Source organism: Spirosoma endbachense, assembly GCF_010233585.1.
Lineage (GTDB): Bacteria > Bacteroidota > Bacteroidia > Cytophagales > Spirosomataceae > Spirosoma > Spirosoma endbachense.
Genome location: NZ_CP045997.1, coordinates 1646788 through 1664398, shown reverse-complemented (window position 1 = coordinate 1664398; position 17611 = coordinate 1646788). Strand labels below are relative to the sequence as shown.

At 47.5% G+C, this 17611-nt stretch carries 17 protein-coding genes; 6 read left to right on the top strand and 11 right to left on the bottom strand.

All coding sequences use genetic code 11. The features are described from left to right. Nucleotides 1–110: 110 nt before the first annotated feature. Together GJR95_RS06505 and GJR95_RS06500 are read right to left on the bottom strand one after the other, a co-directional pair. Nucleotides 111–1076 (bottom strand): helix-turn-helix transcriptional regulator, encoded by a 966-nt coding sequence (locus GJR95_RS06505; RefSeq protein ID WP_162385099.1) that lies wholly within the window; start codon nt 1074–1076, stop codon nt 111–113. Between the two features lie 44 nt (nt 1077–1120). After that, the gene (locus tag GJR95_RS06500; RefSeq protein WP_162385098.1) at nt 1121–2413 is read right to left on the bottom strand and encodes a WD40/YVTN/BNR-like repeat-containing protein; all 1293 of its coding nucleotides are present in this window, start codon (nt 2411–2413) and stop codon (nt 1121–1123) included. Nucleotides 2414–2497: 84 nt separating this feature from the next. On the opposite strand from GJR95_RS06500, the gene GJR95_RS06495 reads away from it, so the two are divergent. Continuing rightward, entirely contained in the window at nt 2498–2809 is a 312-nt protein-coding gene (locus GJR95_RS06495) for a GNAT family N-acetyltransferase (RefSeq protein WP_162385097.1), read from the top strand. Between the two features lie 98 nt (nt 2810–2907). On the opposite strand, the gene GJR95_RS06490 is transcribed toward GJR95_RS06495, so the two are convergent. From GJR95_RS06490 to rho, 3 genes are all read right to left on the bottom strand, one after another. Beyond that, the gene (locus GJR95_RS06490; protein WP_162385096.1) at nt 2908–3609 is read right to left on the bottom strand and encodes a hypothetical protein; all 702 of its coding nucleotides are present in this window, start codon (nt 3607–3609) and stop codon (nt 2908–2910) included. Nucleotides 3610–3681: 72 nt separating this feature from the next. Continuing rightward, nucleotides 3682–4575 carry a sterol desaturase family protein gene (locus GJR95_RS06485; protein WP_162385095.1) on the bottom strand — a complete coding sequence of 298 codons (894 nt, stop codon included), beginning with the start codon at nt 4573–4575 and terminating at the stop codon, nt 3682–3684. Nucleotides 4576–4715: 140 nt separating this feature from the next. Next, nucleotides 4716–6959 (bottom strand): transcription termination factor Rho, encoded by a 2244-nt coding sequence (gene rho, locus GJR95_RS06480; RefSeq protein WP_162385094.1) that lies wholly within the window; start codon nt 6957–6959, stop codon nt 4716–4718. Nucleotides 6960–7572: 613 nt separating this feature from the next. Here rho and GJR95_RS06475 point away from each other — a divergent pair. The 5 genes from GJR95_RS06475 (at nt 7573) to GJR95_RS06455 (ending at nt 11849) form a co-directional block, all read left to right on the top strand. Beyond that, on the top strand, nt 7573–8343 hold the full coding sequence (locus GJR95_RS06475; RefSeq protein ID WP_162385093.1) for a type III pantothenate kinase: 771 nt from the start codon (nt 7573–7575) through the stop codon (nt 8341–8343). Continuing rightward, nucleotides 8300–9616 carry an outer membrane protein transport protein gene (locus GJR95_RS06470; RefSeq protein WP_232541103.1) on the top strand — a complete coding sequence of 439 codons (1317 nt, stop codon included), beginning with the start codon at nt 8300–8302 and terminating at the stop codon, nt 9614–9616. The genes GJR95_RS06475 and GJR95_RS06470 overlap by 44 nt, the downstream gene beginning before the upstream one ends. A gap of 13 nt (nt 9617–9629) precedes the next feature. Continuing rightward, complete coding sequence (lptC, locus tag GJR95_RS06465) at nt 9630–10250, top strand: LPS export ABC transporter periplasmic protein LptC (RefSeq protein ID WP_162385092.1); 621 nt, start codon at nt 9630–9632, stop codon at nt 10248–10250. Nucleotides 10251–10273: 23 nt separating this feature from the next. Next, nucleotides 10274–10852, top strand: a complete 579-nt coding sequence (locus GJR95_RS06460) for a Crp/Fnr family transcriptional regulator (protein WP_162385091.1) — start codon at nt 10274–10276, stop codon at nt 10850–10852. A 133-nt stretch (nt 10853–10985) separates the two neighbouring features. Continuing rightward, a complete protein-coding gene (locus GJR95_RS06455; RefSeq protein WP_162385090.1) occupies nt 10986–11849 on the top strand; it encodes an SDR family oxidoreductase in 864 nt (287 codons plus the stop codon). Nucleotides 11850–11967: 118 nt separating this feature from the next. Here the strand turns inward: GJR95_RS06455 and GJR95_RS06450 are convergent, their stop codons facing one another. From GJR95_RS06450 to coaBC, 6 genes are all read right to left on the bottom strand, one after another. Next, entirely contained in the window at nt 11968–12402 is a 435-nt protein-coding gene (locus GJR95_RS06450; protein WP_162385089.1) for a c-type cytochrome, read from the bottom strand. Next, on the bottom strand, nt 12399–13094 hold the full coding sequence (locus GJR95_RS06445; protein ID WP_162385088.1) for an SCO family protein: 696 nt from the start codon (nt 13092–13094) through the stop codon (nt 12399–12401). The genes GJR95_RS06450 and GJR95_RS06445 overlap by 4 nt, the downstream gene beginning before the upstream one ends. Further along, nucleotides 13033–13491: a viral A-type inclusion protein gene (locus GJR95_RS06440; RefSeq protein WP_162385087.1), complete on the bottom strand. Its 459-nt coding sequence runs from the start codon at nt 13489–13491 to the stop codon at nt 13033–13035. Before GJR95_RS06440 ends, GJR95_RS06445 begins: the two co-directional genes overlap by 62 nt. Nucleotides 13492–13583: 92 nt before the next feature. Then, nucleotides 13584–15257, bottom strand: a complete 1674-nt coding sequence (gene recN / locus GJR95_RS06435; RefSeq protein WP_162385086.1) for a DNA repair protein RecN — start codon at nt 15255–15257, stop codon at nt 13584–13586. Between the two features lie 120 nt (nt 15258–15377). Further along, a complete protein-coding gene (gene porD / locus GJR95_RS06430) occupies nt 15378–16292 on the bottom strand; it encodes a type IX secretion system protein PorD (protein WP_162385085.1) in 915 nt (304 codons plus the stop codon). Continuing rightward, nucleotides 16289–17533, bottom strand: coding sequence for a bifunctional phosphopantothenoylcysteine decarboxylase/phosphopantothenate--cysteine ligase CoaBC (gene coaBC, locus GJR95_RS06425; protein ID WP_162391605.1), 1245 nt, complete (start codon nt 17531–17533; stop codon nt 16289–16291). The genes porD and coaBC overlap by 4 nt, the downstream gene beginning before the upstream one ends. Between the last annotated feature and the right edge of the window lie 78 nt (nt 17534–17611).

The following is a 17611-nucleotide window of genomic DNA, read 5'->3' as shown; positions in this document are numbered from 1 at the left end:
AACTGGTCAGGACTTTTCTGAGATCCGTGCCACGGTTTATAGCGTTTTATCACTAACAGTGGTACGGATCTCAGAAAACTGCCAGTTTGCTGGTGTTTGGGAACCCAGACTTACAGCAATACCGATTGTGCGGCATAATAGTCCCTAACCTCTTCGGAGAGTGTCTGCATCAATGTCAGCAGGGAGTCGGGTTGTTCGATACTGACTGTGGTTGAATAGGAGAGGAGCCAGCGAGCAAGACCTTCCAGATAGGGTGTATTGAGCTCCATGCGGACGCGGTCGCCCAGATCTTCTTCGGAGGAAAAACCCCAGGCATATTTTTCCTGTTGCAGAAAGCGGATAACCGATTTCTGGAAAACAACACTAACGTTGATAAGCGGCCTATCGGAACCCGTACGTTCCCGTTCAATATATTCCTGCAACGACAATCGTTCATGACGGGCGAAGCGCTGACCGGTATCGGTCAATGAACGGATACGGTCAAGTCGGAAGTCGCGGTAATCCTGGCGTTTACGACAGAAAGCGATTAGATGCCATGTCAGGCTGTAATGGTATAATCCCACGGGTTCAACCTCGCGTCGGGTTTCGGTGTCGTTGTAGAGGGAATGATAATGAAGATCAAGAACATGGTGCCGGGCAATAGCCTGCTGGATAGTTGTCAGCAAGCCATCAGCATAGGCTGGACGGGTCATGGGTTTCGATACATCCACATTCGGAGCCAGAACATCCAGGTGTTCCTGATCGGGACGTTTCAGGACGGATTTTATCTTGAACAAAGCAGACTCAAATTCTGTCCGCACCGATTCGTCGGTCCACTTCTCGATCAGCTTTGCTGCCAGAATCAGCGAACTGGCTTCGGCATTGGTGAACATGACAGGGGGCAAGTGGTAATCGGTCAGAAAATAACCCACACCCGCTTCGGCCCCAATTGGAACTCCTGCTTCTTCCAGCGATCGAATATCGCGGTATACGGTACGCAGACTAATACCGAAACGGTCGGCTAATTCCTGTGCACGGACAACCCGTTTGGTTTGCAGGTGAATCAGAATGGCAGTTAGACGGTCAAGGCGGTTCATGAAGCGAACAAACGCAGATTCTTCCTAAAAAACAAAGCATGCGGCTATAATCGCCTGGTTGATGCCCTAAACACTGATTGTTTGAACTGGTTGCCCGCTTTGGTGATTATCGCAAAATGTACCTGATCGATGAGTTTTGGAGAAGCACTAACCAATTTGATCTCATGCCGGGTGCCGTCGTAGTCGATAACTCTCGTCCAGGTTTGACCTCCATCGGACGAAAACATCAGCAGGGAACGGGTAGAACTGGTAATGCTATTGTGCAGAACAGCCCACAGTTCGGTTTGGCCGGTATTGGTCCGTCGGGTCAGCATGTTCATGACCGGACTTCTGCGGTATGGATCAGGAATGATCTGCTTCTGAAACCGTTCGCCATCCGTGGTTGACACAATGAAATTAGTCCCGCCCAGGTAGTCGGAACCGAGAAATACCCTTCCATTCAGTTCGGCCATGGAGAGATAACCGCCCTGCTGATAGTGCGTCTGATTGAGCCGATGCCAGCCATCACCGTGGTTATTGGCCGGTTGACCGAGTTGAGTAAGTGTTCGGTTAAGCCAAACCTGCTTTTTGTTATCACCGTCGGTCAGAAACAAACTATTGAGATATAAACTGTATTTGACAAGATGGACGTGTTTATTGACCCCATCACGAATCAAAAAATCGCTGGTTTGCCAGGTTGCTCCGCGGTCGGTCGAATAATAGATATAGGCCAGGTTCTGCCAGGAATGACGGTGACGTACAACGCCATATTCGCCGATCAGTAAACGACCGTCGGGTAGTTCAGTCATACCATTATTCTCCAGAAAATAGCTATTAGGACTACTTAATGCCAGCACTTCTGTAAACGACTTGCCCCGATCGATACTACGAAGCAGTTTTCCATCGCTACAGACAAACACATAACCCTCATTCGACACAAACACAGACTGAATTGGATGGGTGAACCGGTAGTGAAGCGTTGCCGATTGGCCACTGTCGGTACTGATATAGAGCCCGGAAGCATCGCTAAACAAACAGCCGCATTGGAATGTGCGGGATGTTTCGATGAGCAGTCGCCATGCCAATGACGCTTTGTTAACTGCAACGGCTGGCGAAACCAGAAACGATTCAGGGCAGTCGGTCGCTGAATCCAGCAGGAGTGGAGCATGATCAGTAAACCGGAGATACTGATTGGCCGGGAACAGACCCAGCTTATGTTTTAGCTCCCAGCGCAGGTAGGAAGATAATTCCCGCCATTTATCGGAATGATAGACGCCAAGCCCTAATTGATAAAGTTGTGGTAATGAATGAACGCCCGGTTTTTCAAAAAGTGAACGATGGTGTGAGGTAAGATCCATGCCTGGTAAAGTCGGTTGTTAAACAATTGGGCCGATTAACCAGTAGATAGATAAAGAACTGATTTGTGAATAAATTAACCTGATATGGACCTTACCGACGCGCCTGTCCGCGACAACCGCCACCGAAACCGTTTTGAAATGAAAATAGATGGAAAGCTGTCTACTGTAGCCTACCAGAAAGTTGACGACGAAACACTGGCGATCATTCACACCCAGGTTGACTCCAGTCTGGAAGGGAAGGGCGTCGGCTCCCACTTAGTTGAAGCTGTGTTAACCTACATAGAGCAGAATAATCTGAAAATTGTACCGCTTTGCCCGTTCGTAACGGTTTACCTCAAACGGCATCCTGACTGGAATCGGGTCGTTTCGACTGCCTATAAACCCAGCGATTTTTAAGGTAAAACCAACGGGTTCGCGCTCTTAGGCATGCTGCTGTCGTTACTGAAGCAGCGCGGCTATGTCGTCGTTTCAGGCGACAATTCCATGAAGGCCAATCACTTTTGATTGTAATGGGGTGGATGGATGGGCGAAATGCGTGCTTTTTTGGTAACAGCTTTCCAGACATCCGTAAAAAAGGCGGGGAACACGGTTACGCCAATGCTATAGTAGGTACCGTTGAAATTTTGATTGATGTCGCTCCGAAAGAGCGAATACCGATAGCCTATCTGTCCACTAAGTCCTACCCAACGGGTTGCTTTCCACTGGGCATACGTTCCAATCTGAATGGGGACAAAAAAGTCATGTTTGGTCCGGTCAATCTGCGTTTCCTTCCGTAGATCCAGCGGAAGCGCGTACGCCACGCCACCGCCAATTTCGACGGGGACACTCACCGTCCATTTTTGATTATTGGTCATGTTCCACCAGTATTGAAGGTTCACAAACCACATGTCGGTTTGGGTGTAATAGCCAAGGTTGATTCGCCGGGCCGCATCACGTCGCCAGTCAATCAGACGGAGGTAAGTGGCATAACTTAGCCAGTAATAGCCTAATGTAATTTGATGCCTTTTGACACCATAGGTAATCCCGGCATTAATACCCCAAACATTGACCGGTTGGCTCTTTAAAAACGAATTTCGGAAATCGAGATTAAAGGCTGCCTTGAGTTTAGGGCGTACACGAGTTGTTGAATCGACCGATGGGATCGAATCCGGCAATGGCTTTAGCAGAAAACAGGCAAGCAGCAATGTGGTCAACATAACGCTGATCTAACCTGAAAAAAGGCTTTCTGGTTAGAATAATGATTTTACGTCCAGAAGGTAAGCAATAGCCTAGGCAGTTTCCTTATCCAGTTGATAGGGTTGTTGCTGCTCGGCACGCAATTGTTTCGTGGTTTTTCGGGAGCCATCGTGACTCCAGCCCGGAGGGCCGAATAGATAACCGAGCGCATTTCTGATAGAGCCCGCTTTTCTCAGGTCACGGCCGATATCAACCCATTCATGAAAGGCAATCCGTACGGGGTTATGCGAATCTATATTTTTCGTTAGACCATAAGTTGGCCGATTACGCTCCTGCTCGAAAGTGCCAAATAACCGGTCCCAGATCACCAGAACGCCAGCATGGTTTTTATCCAGATAATTCAGATCCGAACCATGATGCACCCGGTGATGCGAAGGCGTATTGAAAATATATTCGATTGGAGCCGGAAACCGGTTAATGTGTTCGGTATGAATCCAGAACTGATACAACAGGCTTATAGACTGCATCGTCATGACGGCAACTGGCGAAAAGCCAACCAGTGGCAACCAGATCCAGAAAATAAACGCACCACTGATATTGCCCGTCCAGGTTTGGCGTAATGCTGTACCCAGATTGTATTTCATGGATGAATGATGGACTACATGCGATGCCCAGAAATACCGGCTGCTGTGGCTGATTCTGTGGAACCAGTAATAGCTGAAATCATCGGCGAAAAATAGAATGGCCCAAGTCCACCACTGAGTCATATCAAGGGTAAATAGCCGAAACTGATAGACCAGCGACAACGCCCCGAATACAATTGCTTTTCCAACAAAGCCAATCACAACATTGCCAATACCCATAGTCAGGCTACTGGCCGTGTCTTTGGCATTGTAATAATCCTTCTGCTGAACTGCCGTTACAATCACTTCGACAAGCAAAAGAAGCACAAAGCCTGGAATTGCATATTGGATCAGGTCTTTCATGTTTTTTCTGATTTTAATGCAAATTAATGAATAGCCAATCGGTTATCAACTAATCGATGCCCATCGTAAATACAGAAGCACAAAGTACACAGAGATAACTCTTCGTGTGCTTTGTGCCTTGGTGTTTACGTTAGTTATCCTTATCGGTTCATCGAAATCAGGAACTCCTCATTATTCCGGGTTCCCCGCATGCGATCGAGCAGGAAGTCCATCGTTTCCATTGGATTCATGTCGGCCATGTGTTTCCGTAGAATCCAGACACGCTGCAGCGTTTCTTTATCTAACAGGAGATCCTCCCGACGTGTACCGGAAGACAGCACATCGACAGCGGGGTAAACCCGTTTGTTGGCCAGTTTGCGGTCAAGCTGGAGTTCCATATTGCCGGTTCCTTTGAATTCTTCGAAAATCACCTCGTCCATTTTCGAGCCTGTATCGATAAGGGCGGTGGCTATGATCGTCAGCGAACCGCCATTTTCCACGTTCCGGGCAGCTCCAAAGAACCGCTTCGGACGGTGAAGCGCGTTGGCATCGACACCACCTGACAGAATCTTACCTGACGACGGAACAACCGTATTGTAAGCACGTGCCAGACGGGTTATCGAATCGAGCAGAATCACCACATCATGACCACATTCGACCATGCGCTTGGCTTTTTCAAGTACCATACTCGATACTTTTACATGCCGGTCGGCCTGTTCATCAAACGTTGATGAAATCACCTCGGCATTCACACTGCGGGCCATATCGGTCACTTCCTCAGGACGTTCATCGATCAACAAAACGATCAGATAGACCTCCGGATGGTTCTTGGTAATGGCATTGGCAATTTCTTTGAGCAACACCGTTTTACCCGTTTTAGGCTGCGCGACAATCATGCCACGCTGGCCTTTGCCGATCGGAGCGAACAGGTCCAGTACGCGTGAAGAATAATTCTCCGGGCGGTTGCTAAGGTGCAGTTGCTCTTCGGGGAAGAGCGGTGTCAGGTACTCGAAGGGTATCCGGTCGCGGATTTCCTCAGTTGTTTTGCCGTTTACGGTGGAGACACGAAGCAAGGCAAAATATTTTTCTCCCTCTTTGGGTGGGCGAATGGCACCACGTACGGTGTCGCCAGTTTTCAGACCAAATAATTTGATCTGAGAAGGAGACACATAAATGTCATCAGGACTGGCCAGGTAGTTGTAATCGGCTGAGCGAAGAAACCCGTAGCCGCCATCCTGCATAATTTCTAGAACACCTTCATTATCGATGATACCATCAAATTCGCGGATGTGCTGATTATACTGCCGACGAATGCGGTTCTGGTATTCCTGAGCTTCCCGCGCAGCCTGGGTAACAGGAGGTTGTGGCTGCGTTTGTGGCTGTCCAGGCTGTTGTGTTTCAACCGGAGTCTCTGCTGGCTGTTCGCCTGTTTCATCGACAGCTGGCGTTGGCTCACCAATGGCCTGAGCAGCGGTGTTGGCTGCATTGTCATCCGAAATAACTGTCGGGGTCAGGAATTCATCCTCGGGCTGGCTGCTGAAATTCAGGGCTGTTTCATCGGCTACTGCCCGTTGGGTACGCGGCCGCTGATCACGGAAATTACGATCTGAAGTTCCTCCATCCCGCTGATTAAAATCGCGACGGTTTGAGTTGTTATCCCGCGGACCACGGTCGGGCGTATTGCCATCCCGGTTTTGGTCCATACGGGGGCGTCCGCTCGTGTCACGCTGTGTTGGCTGCGATCCATCAGGACGGGGATTACGTTGCCGATTAAGGTCCGGCCGGGAGTTTACACCATTCCCACGATCATTTCGCTGGCCGGATTCTGTTGGCCGAAACGAGGTATTATTGCGATCGCGTCCGTTTTCATTCCGGTTGCGAACCGTTGGCTGAGCTGACGTTTCTGTCCGCTCATTGGGCTCAGCCGGTGTTATTGGCTCAGTCGGTTCAGTATTTTCCTGAGCTTGCGGTAAGGGTTGAGTATCAGTCGGGAATGTACCTGGAGCTGTCTCGATAGCTGCCGTTTCAACAACTTCTTTAAGGCCATCTTCCGGTGTTGGCGCTGGAATATCGGCGGCATCAGCATCGCGCCGAACACGCTGACGGGTGCGTGTACTGGGGCTTTCAGCTGTGGGAGGGGCAACTACAGGAACTATTGGCTGGCTTGGTTGAGCAGCCTCAACAGGGGTGGCCGCAGCTTTTGTCCGTCGACCACGCCGGGGGGCTTCATCAACCGGGGCAACTTCCTCAACGCCTTCTGGTCCAGGGCGTTCAGACTGTTGTTTTATAATTTCGTATACGAGTTTTTCTTTGGTGAATTTAGCAATATTACGGATGCCGAATTGCTCAGCAATGGGCTGAAGCTCTGAAACAAGCTTCTTATCTAATTCTTCTTTCTTAAACATAAGGTGCAGGTTATCTATAAACCTTTAAATGACCGTTTTTGCGGGAATAGTGAAAAAATGGGGTTGATCGTATGCAGGAGGGAAGTTTTTTGTGCGGCTGTTAGCGACTAGTACGATGACCAGTTCGGTCTTCGATGCCAAACTAAACTAACCTGGGAAGTTCAGAATACGTACGCAATGAAAATGGGTCAAATAGTAAACAGGACGTAGTTTGCTTGATCCAAACACGAGAGTCTGGTGGGGCCAGACACGGTGGCTAACAAAACGGTTGGAAAATCGGAAATCCGTCGCAGCTATGAGTTGCTACTAGGGAAGAATATTACCTGCCAGCAGGCTTGATACAGACAAAGGTAACGTATTAATCCGGTTTTGTCAAGATAACGCTGTTAATATTAATAATGTTTCCTAAAGTTAACAGGATATTTAATTATTGATTGTTTCGGGGCAAGACCCACCCGTAAAAATGGATAGTCAGTTGTCCCTTAAGCGGCAAAACTATCAGATTTACTTAAATTTCCTTAAAACAATAAAATTTGACAATGTTTGCACCCAAAACTGTCGTTACCTTTCGGGTGCGGTAGTTGTGCGAAAGGCCTGCAACTAAAATGTGCTGATGAATCTGGTAATCGATTGGGGAAATTCAAGTCTGAAAACGGGTTGGTTTGATGGTACCCTACTGGCCGATACAGGTCGTTATGAGTCGAGCGAAAGCTTCCTGACGGATTTACGTAAACGCCAGCCCGAATTTCGCCACCCTGAGCAGGTGTTGGTATCCTCTACGAGCCGGTCGGCCGATGAGATACGTTCGCTGTTAACAGGACTGAGCAGTTCGATTGGGGTATTGGATGGACAAACGCCGGTACCCCTACGAAAGGATTATGATACGCCAAATACGCTAGGGACGGATCGTGTAGCGGCTGCAGTAGGGGCTATTTCCTTGTTTCCGGGTCAGGCTTGTCTGGTGTTTGACCTCGGCACCTGCCTGACTGCTGACCTGGTAGACCATACTGCCGTTTTCCGGGGAGGACTTATATCGCCGGGATTACGAATGCGATTTCGGGCCATGCATGAACAGACAGCCCGGCTACCATTAGTTGATGTGCCCGAAAAATGGCCCGACCTAACCGCTAAGAATACCAGACATGCCATGCAGAGTGGAGTAGTCAACGGTATGGCTTTCGAAATGACCGGTATCATTGATGCTTACCGACACGATTGGCCGGATCTGGCCGTACTCGTTTGCGGTGGCGATGCTCCTGTTTTTGAAAGTCGTCTGAAACAGCCGATATTTGCAGTGCCGGAATTGGTGCTGGTGGGATTGAATCGAATTTTACGCTATAATGTTGAGAATTTACACGCGGATAAGCCGGGTACTATTTACTAGTTTGCTGGCTACTGCCGCGACGTCGCCGATCGTGCTGGCACAAGGATTAGGTAGTTCGCCCTATTCAGCACTGGGCATTGGAGAACTCTACCCAACTGGTAACGCTACCAATATTGGTATGGGTGGTATTGGCATCAGTAACTCCAGTCCTTTTTATTTAAATCTGCAAAATCCAGCTCTGCTTGGTAGCCGCCCTCCGTATACTGTTTTTGAAGTAGGACTGGTTGGCCAGTCAAAGACACTTAGCCAGAGTATCGGTAATGAAACGCAGGTTCAACGGGATTTCGGAGGCAATCTGGGGTATCTGGCCCTGGCGTTTCCGGCAAATTCGCGCTGGAGTATGTCGCTTAGTCTGAGGCCATATACATTCGTAAATTATAACATCACCCAGGCCAGTATTGTCCAATTAGGCCAATCGGTGGCTGAATACAATTATAGTGGTCGTGGTGGCTTGAATAAAGCATCCTTTGCAACGGGTTACCGGCTGTTGAAGACTGTTTTTGTAGGTGTAGAAGCCTCTTTTCTCTTCGGAAATATCACAAATTCGTCGGACTCACGGGTAATCATAAATCAGCTTGGCGTTGGACCGCAGGACACGCGGGTCAACCGGTTGAGTCGTGCTAACTACAGCGATATCGTCTGGAAGTTAGGCGCTGCCTGGCGACCAAAAATAAATGACACCTGGACGGTCAATCTGGGTGCAACCTATGACCCCAGCACGCGGGTTAAAGGAAGCGAAACCCAAATTTACCAGCAGACTACGCTCGCTGGCCTGAACCTGGGCCCTGCGGATACGCTGCTGAATAATTCTACCGGGCGCACAACGCTGCCCCAACAAATGAATTTTGGGGTGAGCATCGAACGGGCTAACCGGCTGCTGGTAGGGGTTGATGTCGGTTTTCAGCAATGGGGTAAATACAGAACAATAAACGATCAACTAGGTGATCTGGTTGATGGGATGACCGTTGCGACCGGGCTGGAGTACACGCCGAAACCGACCTCCAATAAATACGCAGATCTGATTACTTATCGGGCTGGTTTTCAGTACAATAAGCTTCCATATCAGGTGAAAGGCACTCAGATTAACGACATTAACGGTAGTTTAGGTTTATCGCTTCCTGTTGGTGCTTATTATGTCAACCACGTAACCCTATCGCTGGTAGTTGGCCAGCGCGGTGTCTTGTCGACGTCTCAGATTCGGGAGCAGTATGTGCGCATTGCGCTTGGATTCTCATTAACCGACCGCTGGTTCCGTAAGCCAGTAATTGACTAAAGTTTAATGTAGAATGAATAATGCTGAAGGTAGAATAAAGACTGAGGAAGGAAGTCGTGTACAGCAGGGCTGTAGGCAACTGAGAACGGCTTTATATTCATCAGCCATCATTCTTTATTCTTCGTTCCTTTTGGTGGCTTGTGGTGAACCAAAACAGGCTAAAAAAGTAGAGCCCTATAATGGGCCGATTGAGGAGATCAATGATGTTCGGTTGCTGTATAGCGAAGCAGCTATGCTGAAAGTGAAGCTTACTACAGCTAAACAGTACCGTTACGTCAATGATAATCGTACGTATCCCAAACCAGTCAACATCGTTTTCTACGGACCCAAGGGGGAAGAGGTAACTACCTTACAATCAGACTCAGGCCGATATGATAAGGCCAAAGATCTCTACACGGTTATGGGGCATGTTGTCGTTATTAACAAGCAGAAGCAGGAGAAACTCCTCACCCCCGAATTAAACTGGAATCCTATAACTAAAAAAGTATATACGGATAAGCATGTGGAAATTATCAGCCAGCTTTCCGGCGAAAAATTATATGGTTTGGGTTTAGATGCCAATCAGGACTTTTCTCAATACTCGATCCGAAAACCGACTGGTGTTTTTAATGTGGAAGGTGGTCCAGGTCTGTAATCAACCTGTTTGCAAGTGGGCTTATGTTCGACGTTTTTCAACAATACATAAGTAGCCAGGCAAGCCTTACTGACCAGGAGTTTGACCTGATTCAATCGGTAAGTACGCTCAAAAAACTGCGCAAAAGACAATTTCTACTACAGGAAGGCGATCCATGGCAAAACAATGCGTTTGTATGCAAAGGCTGTGTACGAACGTATCGGATTGATAGTAAGGGCCTGGAGCATATCCTGAATTTTGCAATCGAAGGTTGGTGGACTGGGGATCGTGAAGCGCTACTTACCGGAAATCCGGCAAAATCAACGATCGATGCGCTGGAAGAATCAGTTATCCTGCTCATTAAGAAGGAGAATTTCGAGATGCTTTGCCACAAAATTCAAGCCTTCAATGAGCTGGTGAACACGATTCTGGAGAGAAGCTTTGTCGCTTCCCAGAATCGAATCCACGCTAATATCAGCTTCACGGCCGAAGAAAAATACGTCAACTTTATCAAGACGTATCCAACCATTTATAATCGTGTTCCCCAGCACATGATCGCTTCATTTCTTGGCCTCACGCCCGAAATGCTGAGTCGGGTCAGGAGTAAAGCCGCCCGAAAATAAAGATAACATGGTTATTATTAATTAATTGGCTTAATAGGCTTGATATTTGTCAAGCCATTTTTATAAAAAAAGTCAATGAAATGGGCTGGCGTTCCAGTGCACCTTTGTGTCAGAAATTTTAACACAAAGTGCAATGAAAAAGACAATCTTAATAACAGGCACAAGTACTGGTTTTGGTAAACTGACAGCCATTACGCTGTCGAAAGCCGGACATACCGTAATTGCTGCCATGCGCGGCACAACCGGTAAAAACGAAGCAGTCGCTAAAGAGCTATCCACCCTACTCAATATAGATGTTATTGACCTGGATGTGACCAGCGATGACTCCGTAAACCAGGCTATTCAACAAACTCTGGCCAAACATGGCCGCATTGATGTATTGGTAAACAATGCAGGTGTGAGCGGTTTTGGTATTACCGAAGGGTATTCGATCGATCAGGTTAAAAGTATGTTTGACGTAAACTTTTACGGTGTATTACGTACGTACAAAGCGGTTTTACCAGCTATGCGTGCCGCAAAAAACGGCCTGATTATCAACCTGACAACAGGAGCCAGCGGATTTGCGCTTCCGTTTATGGTACCGTATATGGCATCTAAGTTTGCGGTCGAAACGATTGCCGAAGGTATACAGTCAGAGCTGAAACCGTATGGCATTGAAAACGTAACGATACCAAGTGGCGTATATCCGACTGAGATGGTTAACGGCACCAAAGCCGGGTTGAATGCCGATTTAGGGGACATTGTAGCAACCTACGGTGAAAACGCCACTGAGCCATTCAACCAGATGGGGAGTGCATTATTCGGCAAAATGGCTGAGTATAAGATGAATCCGCAAACCATTGCCGACGGCATACTGGCACTGGTAGAGATGGAAAAAGGGACTCGACCACTGCGTTATCCACTGGATGCCGTTGCGCAGGGTGCCGACAGGGAGTTTATCCAGGCAAGAGCTGATATAAAAGCCAGATGGGCTAAAAACTATGGTTTCAACTTGTAAGTGACGAGTAATTGTCAGTACTGAGTAACATAGTGTTCAACGAAGTTTTTTGTAGGTAGCTGCCAGTAAACATAGCCTCAAATTAGTCTGATTCTGAATCAGTTAGTTTGGCGCTATGTTATTGAGCAGTTGACGATTTTTTGCACTGTTCGAGAATTGGCGATATCTGTTTAACGTCAAACAGTTTCTTTTCGCCACCCCATTCACTATAAATGTACGTTATCAGTTCGGCTACTTCCAGGTCACTGAGTTGAGGTTGTGGCGGCATGGGTCGGTTATAGGTCTTACCATTGACCACAATAGCGCCCTGCTGGCCGTACCGAATCAAACAATAAACCTCATTTTTATTAACCAGATAATCAGACCCGGCAATGGGCGGGTAGAGCGCTGCTACACCTTCGCCCTTGTTTTGGTGGCAATTCGCACAGTTATTCTTATAAATTAGAATGCCTTCGGTAATGTAACGCTCCCGTTTAATCTCTTCTTCACTCTGGCAGGACAAACTGCCGACAAATAAGCAGGCTACTACAGAAAGACCAAAAAATCGTTTCATTGCTTATACTCAGCCAGGAGCCGATCCATATCATTCATTAATTTATCAACACCTGCTTCGGTCGTGCCATCGTAGATACCCCGAATGTGCCTGTCCTTATCGACCAGAATAAAGGCGCCACTGTGTACGACACCACCCGGTGCCGATGAATCCTGCTGAGCAGTGACCATATAACTTGTCTGGCCGATATCGTAGATTTTTTCCTTATCACCCGTAACAAACAGCCACTGGCGGCCCGATACGCCGAGATTATCAGCAAACTCTTTCAAAACAGGCACCGAATCATGGGCGGGATCGATGGTGTGCGATAAAAGAGCCACATCTGGATTTGTCTTGAATCGCTCATAGACCCGCTTCAACTGAACCTTCATTTTAGGGCAGATCGTTGGGCAGGATGTAAAGAAAAAATCAGCTACGTAGATCTTGCCGGCTAAATTTTTGGCCGTGACCGTATCACCGTATTGACTGACAAATTTGAAATCAGGAATTGTGTGATAGACCGAATCAGTTACCGATTTACCGTCGACAGTTTTCGTTACAGCTTCCCGCTGGCCCAGAATGGGAAGTTTATCATCACCTGAATTACAACCAGCGCCAATCAGAAGGAGACCTAATAGCACTAACCCGATTTTAGGGTTTCTGTAAAAACTGGTTGGCTTCTTTAAGGCTATTGTTGATTTTAGATTTAACATCGGTTATTTGATCTTTTTGCTGTTCCAGATAGCGTAGTGCATCTTCTGAAGGCAGTTTGGCAAGGGTATCGTTATTGTACTGGCTCATCCAGTTCATCATAAGACTATCGGCCAGCGTCAGTTTCTGGACGATTTGCCGGGCCTGATCGCGTTCTTCATCAATGCGTAGCGTGGTTGAGGGAGAGCCAGCCGCCTGAGTACTGTCAAGTACGGCAATGCGTGCCTTAAGCTGTTTACGCGTTTTCATCACATCGTCGATCAATGGCATCACTTCGTCATGAATGGCAAAGACGCCATTTTCGGCTTCTTTGACGGCTTCTTCGCCAGATTTGCCACATGCCCAGAACAATCCGCTCAGAACCAGTAATCCGGAAATCGTAAGAATAGGTTTAATCATAAAAGAATAGGAGGAAGATAAATCATTTATGAGGTAAACTATAACGTGTAATTCGGTCAAAAAAACTGACAACTTATCGTTTACCTCATTCCTTATTTGGCTACGGCAGTAGCACGTTGTTTTAAAATTTCGCGGGCGTTTTTAAGAGCACTTGCTGATGGATTATTTCCGCCGATCATCTGGGCAATTTCATTGACCCGTTCGTCAAAGGTAAGTTTTTTGATTCGGCTGACGGTTTTAGACGCCGAATGATCTTTGTAAACGAAGTAATGAGCGTTGCCCTGTCCGGCAATCTGATGCAGGTGCGTAATCGCAATAATCTGGTGATTATGAGCCATATCGCGCATCATATTGCCCATCTTGATTGCAATTTCTCCTGAAACACCGCTGTCGATTTCATCAAAGATAATAGTCGGTAACGATCGTTTGCTGGCCAGAATATATTTAATCGCCATCATCAATCGCGAAAATTCTCCGCCAGAAGCCACGTTCTTCAACTGCTGGGGTTTGACTCCTTTATTGGCACTAAACAGAAACGAAATGGTATCGATACCTGTTGGCGTTGGTTTGCCCGTGTCTGACTGAATTTTTAAGGAGGCATTTGGCATACCGAGTTCTTTCAACAGGCCACCGATTTCTGTTTCAATTGGGTTTAAAACAAACTGTCGGGCTGCTGACAAAGCCTGGCCACTAAGCTGTAACTGTTCGCGGGCAGCGTCTGACTGAGCTTTCGCGTCGGCAAGGGCATCGTCTAAATTAAGCACTTTGCTTACTTTTTGAGCGAGCTCATTTCGTAGGGCAATGAGGGCGGCAACATCTTTAGCCTGATGCTTGGTCTGGAGTTGGTAAATTAGATTCAGCCGTTCGCGGATGGTTTCAGCGCGGGCGTCATCAATATCTACATGATCCTGTTCGGTACTAATTTCATCCGCCAGATCCCGTAGTTCAATAAGGCTGCTTTGAGCCCGTTGCAGCAATTGTTCATACTGATCCGACAACTTGCTGATGTAAGTTAAATTGCTGACTACACCTTTTAAAAAGTCAATGACTGATTGCTCCGTATTATCCAGATATTCATAGGCTAACTGAAGACGCTCTTTAATTTCTTCCGCGTTTTCGAGGATGTTCAGTTCCTGCTCCAGCGACTCCTGCTCATCGGGCTGCAACTGGGCCTTCGTTAATTCTTCGTACAAAAAATTATTGTAATCGAACTCCTTCCGCATAGCAGACGCTTCGGACTGGAGCTGGTCGTAGGTCGCCTTTTTTGAACGATACGTTTGATAATCAACGCGATACTGTCGGAGCAGGTTGTCGTCCTGGGCGTAGGTGTCAACAATTTCTAACTGATATTCATTCGAACCAAGCAGCACCGAGTCGTGCTGCGAGTGAATATCCATCATCTGGCTCGTCACCCGCCGAAGCGTTTCCAGATTAACGGGTGTATCGTTGACAAAGGCCCGTGACTTGCCACTTACACCAATTTCCCGCCGGACAATGCAGGAATCGGAATAATCTAATTCTTCATCTTCGAAGATTTGTTCGATCAAATAGCCCGAAACCCCAAATACACCTTCAATGACGCACTTTTGTTCGGGGTTGTAAAGCACTCGAGTGTCAGCCCGGTTACCCATCAGTAAGCCAATAGCTCCCAGCATAATGGATTTCCCGGCACCAGTTTCGCCCGTAATGATGTTTAATTCACGGTCAGGGGTAAGTTCGAGTTGATCGATTAGGGCGTAATTTTTAATCAGTAAATGCGATAGCATAGATTAAGCTCTTACTTATCTAACAATGCCGGTTGTGGTGCGGTTCAAAATAAAGAGCAGTTTGCCGTATCATTTATCAGCGTTTTTGTGATCTACTGCTTACTGAAGACTGTCTACCAGTTATTGACCCGCTGCCACTAATTTACGATAAGCTTCGGTTTTACCTGGGTCCAGATACGATAATAAATCAAAAGCCTGTTTGCGTTCAGCAGGAGTACCTTCATAAAGAATATTTAGTATTTCCTGAGACTTGGCGTCGAAGAATGAGTTGATCAGAACAGAATTAGGCAACTGAAGCCCGATGGTCCGAATGGTCGATAGCAAGGCGAGCGTTTGTTTACGAACCTGAACTGGATTAGCGGCAAACACATCGAGCCCAAGCCGATGATAGGTGTATAGTCCATCCCGAAAAGGGAGTAGCTGTTGATTTTGCAGATTCTCAACCAGCCAATACCGATTGCGTCGATCGCCCCCCGTTTGCCAGGCTCCGTTAGGCGACCCTTGTTGAGCGAGGTTCATAATCGTGAAAGCCCGCTGAATGAATGGATTGCCGCCCCGTTTGCTGAATGTATCATAATCTACGGCCAGAATGACATTCGCATAAAAAGCCAGCAATGAAGTTAAATCATCAGAAAACTGGTTTTCCCGGTAATAGACTGGCGTGGTGGGCAGGTAGACGAAATTAAACGACCGATCGACGTAGCTAAAGGTTGTTGTCTCGTAATTTGAACCATAAACCGGGCGTGTAACCACAATTTGTGCTGTTGCTTCAAATACGCCCTGGGTCAATGACTTGATCAGGTTGATATTTATGGAGCAGTTAATGCGCTCAGAGACCGTAAACTGATCATTACTCCAGCGTCGGTTGTTCATGAATTCAGTGATAATTCCCTTCAGTTGGCTGACGTAGGAGAAGTCGGTTTTCTGCTGGGCAAATAACTGGTCGGAATTGATAGTTACCTGACAGTTTAGTTCCTGCGCCTGTGCTGAGAACACACCGCAAAACAGACTTAGTGCTATGATTAGTTGTTTCATGCCGACAGCTTTTGTGCGATCAGATTTACCAGATCCTGCGCTACCTCATCTTTGGGTTTCAGCGCAAATTCATGGATTTGTTCGTCTTTGTCAATAACGGTAATTTTATTGGTATCGTGTCCGAAGCCTGCTCCCTGATCTCGTAAGGAATTCAGCACAATCCAGTCCAACTGTTTGGACCGCAGTTTTTTTACGGCATTTTCACGTTCATCGTTCGTTTCCAGCGCAAAACCCATCAGCAATTGGCCCGGCCTTTTCTGACTACCCAGCGTGGCTGCAATGTCGGTAGTTTTGGTCAGTTCAAGTGAAAATTGTTGTTCTTTTTTCTTGATCTTCTGATCAGCTACAAACACTGGCGTATAATCGGCAACGGCCGCACTCCAAACGGCTATTTCCGAACTGGCAAAGGCAAGCTGTGAAGCCTCAAACATTTCCTGAGCTGATCGGACATTGATACGCCGGATCGTTGGGTGGGGGAGTGGCAGAGCCGTTGGCCCACTCACCAGCGTCACATCAGCACCCGCCTGGGCAAAAGCGCGGGCAATGGCATAACCCATTTTACCCGTAGAATGATTGCTTATAAATCGAACCGGATCGATGGCTTCCTGGGTTGGCCCGGCTGTTACAAGAACCTGCTTGTTTTGTAGGGGGCCTAAGGTATGCTTACCTAACAGCTCATTCTCTACTCCCTGCTCCTGAAGCCAGAATGCAGTCAATAATTCGACAATGGTTTCAGGCTCGGCCAGGCGACCCTCGCCAATTAAACCGCTGGCTAATTCACCGTGTTCTGCATGGATGATATGATTCCCGAACGATTCGAGCCGGTGGAGGTTTTCGACAGTCGTTGGATGACGGTACATGTCTAAGTCCATGGCAGGAGCGAAAAACACCGGGCACTTTGCCGATAAATAGACAGCCGAGAGAAGATCGTCGGAGAAGCCATGTGCGCAACGGGCCAGCGTATGAGCAGAGGCAGGAGCGATCACGAGCACATCGGCCCACAGTCCAAGCTCCACGTGATTATTCCAGCTCCCACTGGCATCATTCACGAAGGCCGACAGAACGGGGCGCTTCGATAAGGTTGCCAGGGTAAGAGGAGTAATAAATTCCTGAGCTGATTGGGTCATTACTACCTGAACATCAGCGCCAGCTTTGACTAATAAACGAACGAGTAGAGCTGATTTATAAGCTGATATACTGCCCGTTACTCCTAAAAGAATTCGTTTTCCGTTCACAAGAATGAAGTCTTGAATTAGCGGAGTTCTTAGGGTTACTAAATCATAAACCAAAAAACCGCACGGCAAACATACCGTGCGGTC